Genomic DNA, 16,264 nt, shown 5'->3' with positions numbered 1-16,264 from the left:
CCGAAGTGGCATCTCGCGGCGGGCGGGAGGCGCGCCTCAGCGCAGCGACTCGAGCACGGCCTCCAGCTCGTCGTCGGCATCGTCGCGTTCCTCGTCGGCCTCGTGCCGGTCTTCGGAGCACTCGTCGGGATCGCCGCCGTCGTCCTGGGCGTCCTCGCCCTGCGCCGCGGCCAGTCCAAGGCGATGTCGATCACCGGCGTCGTCCTCGGCGGTCTCGCCGTCCTCGCCTCGCTGCTGACGACCATCGGCTTCGGAGCCGCCGTGAACTCGGCCTCGAGCGACCGCCCGGCGGCCGTGATCGTCGAGTCGTCCCAGCCCACGACCGCTCCCGTCGCGCCGGCCACGGAGGAGGCGGCGGTCGTCGAGACCGCGGAGCCCGCACCCGTCGAGACAGCAGTCCCGGTCGAGACGGCCGCGCCCGCCCCCGCCCCTGTCGAGACGGCAGCGGCTGCGCAGGTCTCGCCCGAGTTCGCCTCGGCACTCATCAAGGCGCAGAGCTACTCCGAGATGCTCCACATGAGCAAGGCGGGCCTGTACGGCCAGCTCACCTCCGAGTACGGGGAGCAGTTCTCGCCGGAGGCCGCGCAGTACGCGGTGGACACCGTCTCCGCCGACTGGAACGCCAACGCGCTGGCGAAGGCGAAGGACTACCAGGCTCAGATGGCGATGGCGCCGGAGGCCATCCGCGACCAGCTGACCAGCGAGTACGGGGAGCAGTTCACGAGCGACGAGGCCGACTACGCCATCGCGCACCTGAACGACTAGTCCCCTTCGGATCGCCGCGGCACCGCGCCGCGAGGGGCCGGTGAGCAGTTCCTCCCGAGGCGCCGCCATCCGTCGACCACGACCCGGGCGACGGATGGCGGCGGACCGCCGGAGCCGCCTCAGGCCAGGACGGCGAGGGTGACGGGGAGCGCCTCGCTCCAGGTGCCGGTCAGCCGGTCCACGCCCTCCAGGAACGGCGGCGCGAGCACCCGTGCGAGAACGAGAGTCAGGCCGTCGGCCGAGGTCGTGGTGGTCCGTGCGTCGCTGCGGACGAGCACCGTCGACGGCGGACCGGACGCTCCGGCGCCTGATCCGCTGCCCTGCACCGTGGCGGTCGACGGACGCATGACGCGCTTCCCGTCCTCCTCGAAGTACTGCTCGACCTCCCGGGCGCCGGTGCGGATCGCCGCGGCGAAGGCGGCGACCGCCACCGGGTCGCCGGCCCCGTCGTAGACCCAGCGACGGCCGAGGACGGTGTGCTCGACGGTCGCCAGGAGATGCGCGTCACCGCCGACGAGAGGCGACCCGCGGTAGGTCAGCGGCACCTGCAGCGGCGGCTGCCCGCTCGACTGGACGATGAGCGTCTCCACTCCCACCTCGCCATCGGGGTCGTCGAACCGGTAGGCGCCGAGCTGCGTGAAGCCGCCGCCCTCGCACCAGGGCTGCGTCGGCGCCCAGGTCTCCACGATCTCGAGCTTCCCGGGGGTGATCGTCGCGCGGTGCAGAAGGGCCATGCCCCGAGAGTAGAGGCGGCCGATCAGGCCGGAGTCGTGCCCGTCAGCGCGGCCCGGGGGTCAGCGTGCGGCGCCCGCCGTCGCCGACTCGGGCAGGGTGCTCATGGGGAGCGTGTACTCGCCCTTCAGCGCCGAGATCCAGACGGTGGTCGGAGCGACGGCGGCGAAGTTCGAGTTGAGCAGCGCCATCAGCGTGGTGTGCAGGGAGTGCGCGTCGATCGAGCCCGCGTCGTTCGTGATCGCGATCGCGCCCGTCGCGTCCGACAGGACCTCGGCGCGGAGCCCGTGCGTCTCCGCCTCGGCGGCCGAGGCGAGGATGCAGTTGTTGGTCATGTAGCCGACGAGGGTGATCGTGTCGACGTCGTGCTCGCGCAGCCAGTCGAGCAGGTCTGTGCCCGCGAAGACCGTGCCGAACTGCTTCGTGACGTTCTTCCACGAGTCCGAGCGGCGCTTCTCGATCTCCGGGTGCAGCGCGAACGACGGGCCCGACGGGTCGAAGATCGGCGCGCCCTCGCCCGCGCTGTGCTGGACGACGGCGATCGGGAGGCCCGCGGCGGCGGCGGAGTCGAGTGCGGCGGCGATCCTCGGCAGCGACTGCGCGTGCGGCGGGTACTGGATCTCGAGCGGACCGCTGAAGTACTCCTGCTGCACGTCGACGAGGATCAGTGCGCGGCGCGGTGTGGTCATGAGGTGCTCCCATCGATGGCGGACGTCCCCGATCCTCCCGCCCGGGGCTGGGAGCGGCGGTCAGCCACGCGGCCCGCGACCCGGTCGTGGGCGCAGGCCCACACCTCCTCGTGCTCGAGCGGAGTGAGGGCGCCGGTGTCGAGCAGCCGGTCGGCCCGCCGCAGCACGGCCGCGATCGCCGCCAGCTCGGCGACGGCGGGGGAGTCGACGTCCGCGATCACGAGCCGGCGGGCGCAGGCCCGGCGGAGGCGGCGGGTCGAGCGGGCCGAGAGGAGCAGGAGCGACGCGGTCGGCAGGGCGAGCGCGGCCAGCAGGAGGAGGGACAGCCGGTCGAGCGCGAGGGTCCCGACCGCGCCGGCGGCCATCGCGACCACGACCAGCTGCGGACCGGCCGCGTGCAGGCGCAGGCGCCTCCGTTCCTCGACGGAGGTGCCGGGCGCGACGACCACGAGCTCGCTCCGGACGACGCCGTACCGGCTCGTGCCGATGGTGTGGCGGCCCCAGCGGGGCCCGGAGTCGAGGAGGCGGAGGAGCAGGTGCACGAGCGCCATAGTCGGCCCGCGGCGGCGAGTGGGCGGGGGTCCTGACGGAACGCGGACGCGTACCGGGCCCATCCGCATGGTCCGCTCACACGACGCTCACGACGCCCTCACGACGCGGGATCGCGCGCCGACGTCCCTCCACAGCCGATTACCCGTGAGGAAAGCGTGAGGATCCGCTCATTCCGGGCGGGCGCGCTCCTCACGGCGAGTAGAAACATCCAGTGACCTCTTCCGTCGTCCGTGGCGACCCCGACGCCCTCGAACCCTCCCCTCTCTCCTCCGCGCGCGCGGGCGGGGTGAAGGCGTGGCTCCTCGAGGGCCTCCGCGACGACTCCGGAGCCCACCCCGGGCCCCACGCGGCCACCGGGAAGACGCACTCGTGGTGGCGCGTCATGTGCCTCACCGGGGTCGACTACTTCTCCACCCTCGGCTACCAGCCCGCGATCGCGGCGCTCGCCGCGGGCCTGGTCTCGCCGCTCGCGACGATCGTCCTGGTGGTCCTGACCCTCCTCGGCGCGCTCCCCGTCTACCGCCGCGTGGCCCGCGAGAGCTTCCGCGGCGAGGGGTCGATCGCGATGCTGGAGCGCCTGCTGCCCTGGTGGGGCGGCAAGCTCTTCGTCCTCGTGCTGCTGGGGTTCGCGGCCACCGACTTCATGATCACGATCACCCTCTCCGCGGCGGACGCGACGGCACACGCGGTGGAGAACCCGTTCGCCCCGGCCTGGTTCCACGGGGCGGAGGTCCCGCTCACGCTGGGCCTGATCGCCCTGCTGGGGATCGTGTTCCTCCGCGGGTTCCGGGAGGCCATCTCGATCGCGGTCGTGCTCGTGGCCGTGTTCCTCCTGCTCAACGCCATCGTGATCGCCGTGGCGATCGGGCACGTGGCCGAGAACCCCGTCGTCATCGGCGACTGGTGGTCGGCGCTCACGACCCAGCACGGGAATCCGCTGATCATGGTCGGCATCGCGCTCATCGTGTTCCCCAAGCTCGCGCTCGGGCTCTCCGGCTTCGAGACCGGCGTCGCAGTCATGCCGCAGATCCGCGGCGACGCGGGCGACACCGAGGACGCCCCGGTCGGCCGCATCCGCGGGGCGAAGCGGCTGCTCATCACCGCCGCCGTCACGATGTCGGCGTTCCTCATCACCTCGAGCTTCGTCACCACGCTGCTCATCCCGCAGGCGCAGTTCCAGCCCGGCGGCGAGGCGAACGGCCGAGCGCTGGCCTACCTCGCCCACGAGTACCTCGGCGAGGGCTTCGGCACGGTCTACGACATCGCGACGATCTGCATCCTCTGGTTCGCGGGCGCCTCCGCCCTGGCCGGCCTGCTCAACATCGTCCCGCGCTACCTGCCCCGCTACGGCATGGCGCCGCAGTGGGCCGGCGCCGTGCGTCCGCTCGTGCTGGTCTTCACCGTCGTCGCCTTCGTCATCACGATCCTCTTCCGCGCCGACGTCGACGCCCAGGGCGGGGCCTACGCGACCGGCGTGCTGGTGCTGATCACCTCCGCGTCCGTCGCCGTGTTCCTCTCGGCGAAGCGCAAGAAGCAGCGCAAGCGCGCGGTCGGCTTCGCGGTCATCGCGCTGGTCTTCGTCTACACGACGGTGGTCAACGTGGTCGAGCGGCCCGACGGCGTGCGGATCGCGGCGGTCTTCATCGTCGGCATCCTCGCGGTCTCGCTCGTCTCGCGCGTGCACCGCTCGTTCCAGCTGCGCGCCACCTCCGTGGTGTTCGACGCCGCGGCGATCGACTTCCTCACCACGGACGCCGACGACTACGGCGTGATCCGCATCCTCGCGAACGAGCCCGACGACGGCTCCGAGGCCGAGTACCGGGACAAGCTGGCGGAGGAGCAGCGCGACAGCAACCTGCCGATGCGCGGTCCGGTGCTCTTCCTCGAGGTGCACACCACCGACTCCTCCGACTTCGAGGAGGACCTGGTCGTGCAGGGCCGCGTCTGCCACGGCTTCCGCGTGCTCACGGTGACCAGCGGCAACATCCCGAACACCATCGCCACGGTGCTGCTCGAGATCCGCGACCTCACCGGCGTGATCCCGGACGTCTACTTCGAGTGGACCGAGGGCGGCCCCATCTCCAACATGTTCCGCTTCCTCATCACCGGCACCGGCGAGGTCGCCCCCGTCACCCGCGAGGTCCTCCGCCGCGCGGAGTCCCGCCGCGACCGCCGTCCGGGCGTGCACGTGGGCTGACGCCGTGCGGTCCCGTACCGTGGGCGCGAGCGCCCGTCGGGGCGCCGACACCGACGAACGGACGACGATGACCCTCGAGGACCAGCGCGCGCACATCCTGACCGGCGCCGTGTACGACGACATGACCCCCGAGCTCGTCGCCGCGCGCGAGCGGGCGGTGCTCGCCTCGAACGCGTACAACGCGAGCTTCGGGCGTCCGCCGGTCGAGCGGGTGGCTCTGCTCCGCGAGCTCGTCGCCTCGGTGGGCGCGGACACGCATCTCGAGCCGACGTTCCGCTGCGAGTTCGGGTTCAACATCACGATCGGCGACCGCTTCTACGCGAACTTCGACTGCATCCTCCTCGACGGCGCCCCCATCACGATCGGCGACGACGTCCTCTTCGGGCCGCGGGTCTCGATCTACACCTCGAACCACGCGCTCGACCCGGCCGAGCGGGCGGCCGGCGCGTGCACCGCGAAGCCGGTCGTCGTCGGTGACGGTGTCTGGATCGGCGGCGGCGTCACGATCAACCAGGGCGTCACCATCGGCGCCGGGGCCGTGATCGGCTCGGGCAGCGTCGTCACCCGCGACGTCCCTCCGCTCACGATTGCCGCAGGCGTCCCCGCCCGCGTCCTCCGCGCGATCACCCCCGACGATCGGACGGGCTACCGCCCCAGCCACTGAGCGAAGGCGCGTGGCCGAGCTGGCGTCACCGAGACGAAGAGCATCTCGATCAACGCAGCGTGCCATGAGGCTCCATAGGGCGCCATCTCGACGATCGATGGCCCCGGGATGTGAGGATAGGTCGCATTATCTCCGAACAATCATAGGAGCTTTATGCGGTTAAGAAAGTCCAAGGCAATGGTGGCACTACTCGTCGCCGTCGGTATCGGGGCCCCTGTGGCGGCAGGTCAGCCAGCAGACGTGCGCGGCGATCCGATCGTACTCATGCAATCACTTGCGGGCGAACTCCTGCTTCCATCATCCCCTGAAACCACTATAAGTCTCGGCCCGAGCGCTACTGCATTCGAGGGTCTTGCTGGTCCGGCTGTCTCTGTGACCACTATCGATCAAACTTCTTCCGTTGATCTGGGTTTGAGTTCAGGCGCGGAGCAATAGCGCTCCGCGCAAGACGACTTCACTTAGTTCTCAACGCCTAATAACGAGTTTGCGACTGCTATCCGTTCCACTCCGACGGGAGCGCAGATTCTCTTCTCAACGTACAACTCCGAGCATCTCGATGAGATGCGGGTTTCCTTCCACATCGAGAGTCATCTCGACAACGTCGATGGAAGTGTTTATCTTTTCCTCGAGAACGGGAAGACTCTTTATGTGGAGAAGCCCTGGGCGAGAGACGCATCGGGTGCTGATGTCTCAACGCATTTTGAGGTAGATGGAGACTATCTACGTCAAATCATCGAGAGTCCGGAAGATGTTAGGTACCCTCTCGTAGCCGATCCCGCATGGAGTCATACCATGGACTGTGGGATCGGCTCTACAACTCCGGGAGTGGCGCAGAAGGTTCTTCACGGATGCTTCAACTGCTATTTCCCCGTACCCGGGGCGCCAAGAGATTTTCCCGCTGCAGGAGGGGACTCACCCCTGAGTATCGGCCTGATGAACCTTCACTGTACTTTCAATCAAGAGCGAGTGGGGCCCTTCCCAGACGAGCCCACCTACTCTTTCATGTTCGATTCAGCCGAGGGTCATGTGGATGGCCTCGGCTCTCGAATAACCTTCGCCTTCTTCAAGAAGCCAGGTGAGGGAACCTTCACTCTTAGTGTCCACGGCTACATCGTCAACGACAATCCGGGGGGCTTCGGCAGGCCCGCCTACCTGACCGGGGCAGCCGGTCAATGGTCGATCTTCCAGAAGAACATGAGCAATCTCACCGTCAGGAGTTGAAACTGAGAGGCGATTCGATGAGGACCCTTGTGGCTTTCGCGGGTATCGGAGCGCTGGTGGTCGCCGTGACCTTCGCTGCCGCTCCTTTCCTCGGGGGCGCGCTCATGGTCGGATTCGTTCTGTATCTGGTCGTAGCAGCTACGGCCTCCGCGCTGACCACCTGTCGCCGCTCTCATGAGGCCACCGAGAGTCACGCTTACGCAGCCCCGCTCCCGTCCTGGGTCGTGTCGGTGATTGCGTACGCCTGTCTCGATGCGCTCTCCACAGGAACGGTCGACGTCGCCCGACTGCCGGGTTTCGCGGCGATGTTCTCTGTATGGCCGGTTCTCCATCTCCTCGTCGTGTTCTCAGCGCGACGCTGTCGCCGAGGAGTCGATGCGCTCGGGCGCGCCGACCCCTGACTGCGCGCCCGGTGACCGCGAGATGCCATCTGCGTCCGGGACAGGCCGAGGAACACCGTCACAGGTGGCATGTCACTGGGACTTGAGCGAGGGGCCGTCTGGGATCCGGACACCGCCCGCCGCTCGGGCAGCGTCGTCACCCGCGACGTCCCTCCGCTCACGATCGCCGCAGGCGTCCCCGCCCGCGTCCTCCGCGCGATCACCCCCGACGATCGAACGGGCTACCGCCCCAGCCACTGAGCGCCGCGCCCCTCCGCCCCGCGCTCATCCGCGAGATGCCACTTCGGTACGCCTCGCCCGGCGTGTCGCGTACTGAACTGGCATCTCGCGGCATGCCGCCCGGCTCCGCTCGCGAGATGCCACCTGTGAGGGCGACACGCCGTCAGGGAGCGTCATAAGTGGCATCTCGCGGGAGGGAGAGGGTGATCCGCCCTCAGGACTTCACCGTCGACAGCGGCTCGGTGATGCTCTCGAGGCTGCGGCGCTCGGCATCGACGCCGAAGATCAGGGCGATCACGCCGCCGAGGATCATCACGGCGGCGCCGACGAAGTAGCCGATCGTCAGCGGGCCGCGGTCGCTGCCGTCGCCGATCAGGGCGCCGTAGAGGGCGGGGGCGACCGCTCCGGCGATCTGGCCGAGGGTGAAGAAGTACGAGATCGCCTGGCTGCGCAGCTCGAGCGGGAAGATCTCGCTCACGGTGAGGTAGGCGCTCGAGGCCCCCGCGGAGGCGAAGAAGAACGACACGCACCAGAGGATCGTCTGCGTCGTCGCGGTCAGCACGTCCATGCTGAACAGGACGGCGGACACGGCCAGGACCGCACCCGAGACGCCGTAGGTGAGGAAAATCATCTTCCGCCGGCCCCAGACGTCGAACAGGTGGCCCAGCACCAGCGGGCCGACGAGGTTGCCGATCGCGAACGGGAAGAAGAAGTACGAGATCGCGCTCTGCTCGACTCCGTAGAAGTTCTCCAGCACCAGCGCGTAGGTGAAGAAGATCGCGTTGTAGAGGAACGACTGGGTGATCATCATCGTCGCGCCCACCAGCGTCCGCTTCGGGTACTGGCGCAGCAGCACGCGGGCGATGGTGCGGAACGGGATGCTCTCCGTCGCCTTCACGGTGATCGCCTTCGCGTCGTCGACGGGCTCGAGCACTCCGCCCTCGGCCTCCACCCGGCGCTCGATCTCGTCGACGGTGCGCTCCGCCTCCTCCTCGCGGCCGTGGGTCATCAGCCAGCGCGGGCTCTCGGGGATGTGGCGGCGGAGGTAGATGATCGCCAGCCCGAGGATCGGGCCGAGGAAGAAGCCGAGGCGCCAGCCGACGTTCTCGGCGAAGAGCGCGTCGTTCAGGAAGAACAGGTTGGCCGCGGAGCCGAGCGCCGCGCCGCCCCAGTAGGTGCCGTTGATCGCGATGTCGACGCGGCCGCGGTACTTGGAGGGGATGAGCTCGTCGATCGCGGAGTTGATCGCCGCGTACTCGCCGCCGATCCCCATGCCCGCGAAGAAGCGGAACACGGCGAGGAAGGCGTAGTTCGGCGCGAGTCCCGCCAGGCCGCTGGCGACCAGGTAGATGACGAGCGTCAGGATGAACAGCTTCCGCCGCCCGAGCTTGTCGCTCAGCCGGCCGAAGATGAGGGCGCCCGCGATCTGGCCGACCAGGTAGATCGTCCCGAGCAGGCCGACCTCGAAGGCCGAGAGCCCGAACTCCTTCGCGAAGCCGGCGGACGCGACGATCTGGATCTCGAGTCCGTCCAGGACCCACGAGAAGCCGAGGCCGACGACGATCGACCAGTGGAAGCGGGTCCAGGGGAGCCTGTCGATGCGGGCGGGCACGAGGCTCCGGACCGGGCCGCGCGGACTGGTGGATGTCGACATGGCGAGCGCCTTCCTGTCGCCCCGGCGTCGTTGCGGAGGAACGCTGTCCCGAGCGCGGCGAGACGACACTAGACCCGCGGGCGGGTCCGTATCGCCGGGCTATTCACCCCTTGTCACGGACCGCCGAGCGGGTGTATCCGGGGGATCGGTGCCCACCCGGACGCGGAGCGAGGCGCGGTGCTCATCGGTCCGGATCCGGAGCGCGGCGCGGTGGGCTCGAGCCCGGATCCGTCCCGCGGGGCCTGACGCCGCCCGCCTCCTCGGCCTAGCGTGGAGGCATGATCGACGCGACGCCCGCGGGCACCCCCACCTACGTCCTCAGCGAGGGGCCCGTCTGGGATCCGGACACCGCCCGCCTCACCTGGGTCGACATCGAGGCCGGCGCGGTCCTCTCCGCACCCGTCACGGCGGAGGGAGTCGGCGCGATCTCGCGCACCGACGTCGGCGAGCAGGTCGGCGCCGCGCTGCCGCTGGGCGACGGGCGGACGCTGGTCGCGCTGACCCGACGGCTCGCGATCCTGGAGGTCGACGGCTCCCTCACGCGCGGCTCCGAGCTGCTGCCGGAGGGGCACCGCTTCAACGACGGCACGATCGACCCGCAGGGGCGCCTCCTCGTCGGCTCGCTGACCCTCGGCGAGTCGGCGGGCGACGACGTCCTGCTGCGCATCGAGCACGACGGATCCGTCACCGTGCTCGACGACGACCTGCGGCTCTCGAACGGGCTCGGCTTCTCGCCGGACGGCTCCGTGCTGTACTCGGCCGACACCGAGTCGGGCGTGATCCACCGCCGCTCCTACGCGGACGCCGAGCACGGCCCGCGCGAGCCCTTCGTCGAGCTCGAGGAGGGCGTGTTCGCCGACGGACTGACCGTGGACGCTGACGGCCGCGTGTGGGTCGCGGTCTGGGGCGGGAGCGGCGTGCGGGTCTTCGAGGCCGACGGCAGCCCGGTCGAGGGCGAGGGCATCAGGATCGACGCCCCGCACTCCTCCAGCATCGCCTTCGCGGGGGAGGACCTGGACCTCGCGGTCGTCACCTCCGCATCGCGCGACCTCTCGGCGGACGAGCGGGCTCGTCATCCGCACGCCGGCGGACTGTGGATCGCGCAGCCCGGAGCCCGGGGCCGCGTCGCCACGCGCTGGGTGGAGGGCCCGCTGCCCTAGGGGCGGCCGGTCGCCCGTCAGACGACGGGCGTCGTCGGCCCGCTCGGCTCCGACGCCGGCTGCGGCACGAGGGTCAGCCGCGAGATGCGGTAGCGGTCGGTCTCGGCCACACGGAGCAGGTGGTCGCCGACGAGGACGGAGTCGCCCACCACGGCGACGCGGCCGATCCGGTCGAGGACGAACCCGCCGACCGTCTCGTACGGGCCCTCGGGCAGCTCGATGCCCAGCTGCTCCGCCAGGTCTTCGAGGATCATCCCGCCGTCGACGTCGTGCAGCTGCTCGGCGGCCTTCGCGTCGACCGCCTGGCGGGCGCCGTCGTACTCGTCGTAGATCTCGCCGACGAGCTCCTCGAGCAGGTCCTCCAGCGTGATGATGCCGTCGGTCCCGCCGTACTCGTCGATGACGACGGCGATCTGGTGGCCGTCCTGGCGCATGGTGCGCAGCGCCGCGAGCACCTTCGTCGTGCCGGGGACCGCGAGGATCGGGCGGGTGATGTCGGCGACGCTGCTCGCGGTTCCGGCGCGGCCCGCCTCCGGGAACGCGGACATCAGGTCGCGCACGTGGACGAAGCCGAGCACGTCGTCGAAGTCGTCGCCGACCACCGGGTAGCGCGAGTGCGGCTGGTCGAGGACCGCCGCGTAGCCCTCGGCCACGCTGAGCGCGCCGCGGAGGAAGTCGACGTCCGGGCGAGGGCGCATCACCTCGGCGACGCGGCGGTCGTCCGCGCGGAAGATGTCGGTCAGCAGCCGGCGGCTGTCCTCGTGGATCTCGGTGTTGCTGGAGATCATGTCGCGCACCTCGTCGGCCGAGACGCTCTCGCCCTTCTCGCGCGGGTCGGCACCGAGGAGGCGGACGACGGCGTCGGTGGAGACGGACAGCAGCCAGATCACGGGGCGCATCAGGCGCGCGAGGGCGTTGAGCGGGGGCGCGAGAGCCTTGGTGAACGTGACGGACTTCTGCATCGCCAGGCGCTTGGGGACCAGCTCGCCCAGCACCAGGGAGAGGTACGCGATGACGAGGGTCATCAGGATCAGGGCGACGGTGGAGGCGGCGGAGGCCGAGAGGCCGAGCGACTGCAGCGGCGGCACGAGATCGGGCGCGATGGTCGAGGCGCCGTACGCCGAGGAGAAGAAGCCGGCGAGGGTGACGCCGATCTGGACCGCGGAGAGGAACGTGTTGGGGTTGCGGACCAGCTCGGCGATGCGCCGGCCGCGCTCGCTGCCGGCCTCGATCGCGCGGACCTGGCTCTCGCGGAGGCTGACGATGGCCATCTCGGTGCCCGCGAAGACGCCTCCGAGGAGGACGAACAGCACGACGAGGCCGATGTTGAGGAGGGTGTCGAGATCCACGCCGACCAGAGTAGGGATGCCGGCCGTGAGAACGCCTCGTGGACTCTCAGGGAGCGGGGCCGGGCCCGCGCGACTCCGGGGACGTCGCGGTACTCGCTCGCGAGCCCTGCGACTCGCGAGGAGTCGCGGTGGACGGGCGGGACGACGCCCCGCCCGCACGCTCAGGACGCGTCGGCCGGGCGCACGCCGATCGTGAGGATGAGGTTCGCGTAGATGCGGCGGTCGCCCGAGGCGATGGTGAGCGCGACGTCGGGCGTGCGCGCCTCGGCGTAGAAGGCGTGCCGCTCGAGGGAGGTGAAGGGGACGCCGTCGAGGGACCGGCGGAACGCGTCCTGCGCGGGGACGTCGATCCCGGGCGCGGGGGTCATGACCGTCGCCTCCTCGACGACGATCACCGAGAGCAGTGCGTCGAGGATCTCGTCGACGGTGAGCATGTCGGGCCGGAGGTTCAGGTGCACCAGGGCCGAGTTCGGGCCGAGCGTGGTGCCGACGGGGTAGTTGCCGTCGGCGATGAGGACGCGGGAGCCATGGCCGGCGCGGGCGAGCGCGTGCAGGATCTCGGGGTGGAGGAGGGTCGTGGTCAGCAAGAGGAGCTCCTAGAGGTCGTGGAGGTGGGCGACGGACGAACCGGCGAGCAGGCGGCCGGGGAGCCTCCGCTCCTGGGGGCCGGGCTGCTCCGCCCCGGAGTCGAGGCGGAGGCGGACGAGGGCGGCGGCCTCGGCGGCGATCGCCTCCGTCGGCTGGGCGATCGTGGTCAGGTGCGGGCGGACCACGCGGGCCAGCTCGACGTTGTCGAAGCCGACGACGGAGAGGTCCGCAGGCACGCGCAGTCCGGAGTCGCCCAGCGCGATCAGGGCGCCGACCGTCAGCTCGCGGTTGCTCGCGAACAGGGCGGTCGGCCGGGGGCTCAGGGCGAGGATCCGCTCGACGGCGGCGACCCCGCTCTCGACCGTCAGCGGGCCGCGGACCACGGCGTCGTCTGCGGGGTGCACGCCGCGGTCGGCCAGCGCGGCGAGGAAGCCGGCCGTCCGCTCCCGGGTGGAGGACACTCCGTCCTCCCCGCCGAGCACGGCGATCGAGCGGTGGCCGTGGTCGAGGAGGTGGCGGGCGGCGGAGGCGCCGGCGCCCGCGTTGTCGAGCGCGACGCGATCGGTGACCAGTGCGTCGTCGATCCAGTCGACGGCCACCACGGGGGTGCCCTGCTCGGAGGCGCGGCGCAGCGCGTCGACGTCGCCCGCGGACGGCACCGCCACGATCCCGTCGACCATCTTCTCGAGCAGCAGGTCGACCGCCGCGCCCGGCTCCGGGCGGCTCACGCCGACCAGCACGCCGATGCCCTCCTCGCGCAGCGCCCGCTCGAGGCCCGCGATGATCGAGAGGTGGAACTCGTTGTCGAGGGCGGGCAGCAGCACCCCGACCGTGCGGGAGCGCCGCGAGCGCAGGCCGCGCGCGAAGCCGTTGACGCGGAAGCCGACCTCGGCCGCCGCCGCCTCGATCGCGGCCCGGTTCTCGGGGCGCACGGGGAGCCCGTTGTAGTGCTTCGAGATGGTCGAGAGCGAGAGCCCGGTCAGCCGCTGCAGGTCCTTGTAGGTGGCCACGTCACAGGGTGGCGCTGGGCGAGCCGTAGCCGCTCCAGCCCGGGATCGTTCCGTCGGCGTCCCACAGGTCGAGCCAGCCGGTGCTGCCGGGCCAGAGGAAGACCTGACCCTTGATCAGCCGGTTGTTGTGCTCGGCGCCGCGCAGCGCCTCCTGCTCCTCGGCCGTGAGCACCAGGGAGGCGGCGGCCAGGTTCGCCTCGATCTGCTCCGGCTTCACCGCGAACGGGATCGGGATCTGGCCGCGGTTCACCGCCCAGGCGAGGCACACGACGGCCGGATGCACGCCGCGCTCGTCGGCGATCGCCCGCACCGCGGGGTGCTCGATGTCGACGATGTCGCCCTCCACCCGGTCGCGCTCGGGCCGCGACGGCGAGCCCAGCGGGGAGTAGCCGATCGGCTGGACGCGGTGGTCGAGGCAGAAGCGGAACAGCTCCGGCTGCTGGAAGCAGGGGTGCAGCTCCATCTCGTTCAGCTGCGGGGCGATGCGGACGTCGGCGAGGATCCGCTCGAGCTTGGGGATCGTGACGTTGGAGGTGCCGAGGTGCCGGACGAGTCCCCGGTCGACCAGGCTCTCGAGCGCGCGCCAGGTCTCGAGGAACGCCTCGTGGACGTACGGGCGGGCGTGCGGATCGCGCGCGTCGGTCTCGGCGTGCGGGGGGTGGTGGTTGGGGAAGGGCCAGTGCACGAAGACGGCGTCGAGCACGTCGAGGCCGAGGTCGGCGAGCGAGCGCTCGACGGAGGCGACGGCCGCGGCGGGCTCGTGCGCGTCGTTCCAGATCTTCGACATGACGAAGAGCTCGTCGCGGTCGACTCCGGACTCGGCGATCGCCCTGCCGACGCGCGGCTCATTGCCGTAGACGGTGGCGCAGTCGAGGAGGCGGAAGCCGGCGCGGAGGGAGTGCTCGACCGCGAGGCCGACGGTCTCGGCGTCGTAGCGGTCGGAGCCGAACGTCCCGGCGCCGATCGCGGGGATGCGGCTGCCGCTCGCGAGGACACGGTGGCTCGGCGGAGTGGGGGCCATGGGGGTCCTCCTGGTGCGGCGAGGGGCGAAACGTTGCGCTTCACGGTAGGCGGGAGAGGATGGCGGCGTCAACGGGTGCGCATGCTCCCGTGCGTAACGTTTCGTTCGTGGCGCGCTCGTCCCCTCGTCCCCCTGCCCCCGCCTCCGTCGAAACGCCGAGAGTCGTCGCACTCGAGCTCGACTGCGACGACTCCTGGACTCTCGGGCCACACGCCCGGTGCGCTCCCGCGAGAACTCAGGAGTTGTCGCACTCGAGCTCGACTGCGACGACTCCTGGACTGTCGGAAGGGCGGCGGGCGCACGACGAGCGGCCGGCGGACCGACGTCCGGAGCCCGGCGCTCCGCTCAGACCAGCCGGCGCGACTCCTCCGTGACCACGCGGAACCAGCGCGCGCCGTAGCCGTCGAGGGACACCGACACGGTGCCGTCCTCGCCGAGCGGCAGCGACTCGCCGCCGAGCGAGTCGACCAGCCGCGCCCCGGCGGGGGTGTCGGGGAGCGTCAGGTGCGCCGTGCGCGGGTTCGACGCCAGGTTGTGCACCGCGACGGTCGAGCCGGTCGACGCGGACATCCGGTGCGCGAGCACGCTCGCCTCGTCGCAGGGGAGGTGCGTGTACTCGCCCCAGCCGATCTCGGGCGACCGCCGGTACAGCCAGGCGAGGCCCTTCACGTGAGCCAGGAGGGAGTCCGGATCCTGGAGCTGCGCGGCCGCGTTCACGTGCTCGGGTCCGAAGCCGCCGCCGGGTGGGGCGGCGATCAGGTCGGCCGCGTCGGCGCGTGAGAACCCGCCGTTGGCCGCGCTGCTCCACTGCATCGGGGTCCGCACGGCGCTGCGGCCCGGGATGTCGGCGTTCTCGCCCATCCCGATCTCCTCGCCGTAGTACAGCACCGGGGCCCCGGGCAGCGAGAAGACCAGGCTGTGGACCAGGCGGACGCGGCGGAGGTCGCCGTCGACCATCGGCGGGAGGCGGCGGACGATGCCGCGCCCGTGGATCCGCTGCGACTGCTCCGGCGCGAACGCCGCGAAGACCTCGTCGCGCTCGTCGTCGCTCAGCTGGTCGAGGGTGAGCTCGTCGTGGTTGCGCGCGAAGTTCGCCCACTGGCTGCCGACGGAGATCTCGGGGCGGCTCGCGAGCGCCTCCACGAGCGGCGCCGCCTCCTCCCGGGCCAGCGCGAGGTAGAGGCGCTGATTGCCGATGAAGTCGAACTGCATCGACAGCTCGTCCGCGTCCTCGCCGCCGAAGAAGCCGAGCTGCTCCTCGCGGGTCACGTTGACCTCGCCCAGCAGCATCGCCTCGCCGGAGCGCCGCGAGACGAAGCGGCGCAGCAGGCGCAGCCACTCGTGCTCGTCGCGTTCGCCGGGCTCGATCAGGTACGGCACCGCGTCGACCCGGAAGCCGTCGACGCCCAGCTGCAGCCAGAATCCGATGAGCTTCGCGATCTCGTCGCGCACGGCAGGGTTCTCGGTGTTGAGGTCCGGCTGGTGCCGGTAGAAGTGGTGCAGGTAGTACTGGCCGGCCTCCTCGTCGCGGAACCAGACGCCGTCCTCCGCGTCCGGGAACACGTTCGCCGGCTGATCGGCGGGCGGCTCGTCGCGCCAGACGTAGTAGTCGCGGTACGGGCTGTCGGGGGAGGAGCGGGCGGCCAGGAACCAGGGGTGCTGGTCCGAGGTGTGGTTGACGACGAGGTCGACGATCACGCGCATCCCGCGGTCGTGGGCGGTCCGGATCACCTCGACGACGTCGCCGTGGTGCCCGAAGCGCTCGTCCACTCCGTAGAAGTCGCTGATGTCGTAGCCGTTGTCGCGGCCGGGGGACCGGTAGAACGGCGCGAGCCAGAGGCAGCTGACGCCGAGCTCGGCCAGGTAGTCGATCCGGTGGACGAGGCCCTCGAGGTCGCCGACGCCGTCGTCGTCCCAGTCCATGAACGTCTTCACGTCCAGGTTGTAGAAGACGGCCGTGCGCCACCACAGGTCGCTGGTGTCGGTGACCCTCACGCGCGGGCCTCCGGGCGGGAGGGTCACCGACACCAGCGACCTGTGGT

General features: G+C 70.8%; 15 protein-coding genes. 6 read left to right on the top strand and 9 right to left on the bottom strand.

What is annotated here, in order from left to right; translation table 11 throughout:
* Positions 1–765 (top strand): Ltp family lipoprotein (locus C5C24_RS18120; protein ID WP_258065344.1); only part of this gene is annotated, 765 nt, incomplete at its 5' end.
* Between the two features lie 119 nt (positions 766–884).
* On the opposite strand, the gene C5C24_RS16580 is transcribed toward C5C24_RS18120, so the two are convergent.
* From C5C24_RS16580 to C5C24_RS16570, 3 genes are read right to left on the bottom strand one after another with little or no spacing between them, the layout of a single operon-like run.
* Positions 885–1,499 (bottom strand): hypothetical protein, encoded by a 615-nt coding sequence (locus C5C24_RS16580; RefSeq protein WP_104277882.1) that lies wholly within the window; start codon positions 1,497–1,499, stop codon positions 885–887.
* A gap of 60 nt (positions 1,500–1,559) precedes the next feature.
* Positions 1,560–2,186 (bottom strand): isochorismatase family protein, encoded by a 627-nt coding sequence (locus C5C24_RS16575; RefSeq protein WP_104277883.1) that lies wholly within the window; start codon positions 2,184–2,186, stop codon positions 1,560–1,562.
* Positions 2,183–2,728, bottom strand: a complete 546-nt coding sequence (locus C5C24_RS16570) for a DUF6611 family protein (RefSeq protein ID WP_146082656.1) — start codon at positions 2,726–2,728, stop codon at positions 2,183–2,185. Before C5C24_RS16570 ends, C5C24_RS16575 begins: the two co-directional genes overlap by 4 nt.
* Before the next feature lie 221 nt (positions 2,729–2,949).
* Between C5C24_RS16570 and C5C24_RS16565 the strand changes: the two genes are divergently transcribed.
* The 4 genes from C5C24_RS16565 (at position 2,950) to C5C24_RS16545 (ending at position 7,461) form a co-directional block, all read left to right on the top strand.
* Positions 2,950–4,935, top strand: a complete 1,986-nt coding sequence (locus C5C24_RS16565) for an amino acid permease (RefSeq protein WP_374955333.1) — start codon at positions 2,950–2,952, stop codon at positions 4,933–4,935.
* A 67-nt stretch (positions 4,936–5,002) separates the two neighbouring features.
* Positions 5,003–5,599, top strand: coding sequence for a sugar O-acetyltransferase (locus C5C24_RS18595; protein ID WP_104277885.1), 597 nt, complete (start codon positions 5,003–5,005; stop codon positions 5,597–5,599).
* A gap of 561 nt (positions 5,600–6,160) precedes the next feature.
* Positions 6,161–6,820: a hypothetical protein gene (locus tag C5C24_RS17730; protein ID WP_146082655.1), complete on the top strand. Its 660-nt coding sequence runs from the start codon at positions 6,161–6,163 to the stop codon at positions 6,818–6,820.
* Between the two features lie 470 nt (positions 6,821–7,290).
* Positions 7,291–7,461, top strand: a complete 171-nt coding sequence (locus tag C5C24_RS16545) for a hypothetical protein (protein WP_219812892.1) — start codon at positions 7,291–7,293, stop codon at positions 7,459–7,461.
* Between the two features lie 193 nt (positions 7,462–7,654).
* Here the strand turns inward: C5C24_RS16545 and C5C24_RS16540 are convergent, their stop codons facing one another.
* Positions 7,655–9,094 carry an MFS transporter gene (locus C5C24_RS16540; RefSeq protein ID WP_104277887.1) on the bottom strand — a complete coding sequence of 480 codons (1,440 nt, stop codon included), beginning with the start codon at positions 9,092–9,094 and terminating at the stop codon, positions 7,655–7,657.
* 278 nt (positions 9,095–9,372) lie between these two features.
* Here C5C24_RS16540 and C5C24_RS16535 point away from each other — a divergent pair, with 278 nt between their 5' ends.
* Entirely contained in the window at positions 9,373–10,254 is an 882-nt protein-coding gene (locus C5C24_RS16535; protein ID WP_104282346.1) for an SMP-30/gluconolactonase/LRE family protein, read from the top strand.
* Positions 10,255–10,271: 17 nt separating this feature from the next.
* Here C5C24_RS16535 and C5C24_RS16530 read toward each other — a convergent pair whose 3' ends face one another.
* The 5 genes from C5C24_RS16530 to C5C24_RS16510 form a co-directional block, all read right to left on the bottom strand.
* Positions 10,272–11,603 (bottom strand): hemolysin family protein, encoded by a 1,332-nt coding sequence (locus C5C24_RS16530; protein ID WP_104277889.1) that lies wholly within the window; start codon positions 11,601–11,603, stop codon positions 10,272–10,274.
* A 161-nt stretch (positions 11,604–11,764) separates the two neighbouring features.
* Positions 11,765–12,190: an RbsD/FucU family protein gene (locus C5C24_RS16525; protein ID WP_104305491.1), complete on the bottom strand. Its 426-nt coding sequence runs from the start codon at positions 12,188–12,190 to the stop codon at positions 11,765–11,767.
* Between the two features lie 9 nt (positions 12,191–12,199).
* Positions 12,200–13,201, bottom strand: a complete 1,002-nt coding sequence (locus C5C24_RS16520) for a LacI family DNA-binding transcriptional regulator (protein WP_104277891.1) — start codon at positions 13,199–13,201, stop codon at positions 12,200–12,202.
* Between the two features lies 1 nt (position 13,202).
* Positions 13,203–14,222, bottom strand: a complete 1,020-nt coding sequence (locus C5C24_RS16515) for an aldo/keto reductase (protein WP_104277892.1) — start codon at positions 14,220–14,222, stop codon at positions 13,203–13,205.
* 345 nt (positions 14,223–14,567) lie between these two features.
* Positions 14,568–16,217 carry an alpha-amylase family protein gene (locus C5C24_RS16510; protein WP_104305493.1) on the bottom strand — a complete coding sequence of 550 codons (1,650 nt, stop codon included), beginning with the start codon at positions 16,215–16,217 and terminating at the stop codon, positions 14,568–14,570.
* Positions 16,218–16,264 lie beyond the last annotated feature (47 nt).

Origin of the sequence: Rathayibacter sp. AY2B3, from assembly GCF_002931755.1 — a bacterium.
Classification (GTDB): domain Bacteria; phylum Actinomycetota; class Actinomycetes; order Actinomycetales; family Microbacteriaceae; genus Rathayibacter.
This window is presented reverse-complemented; position numbering and strand designations above follow the sequence as displayed.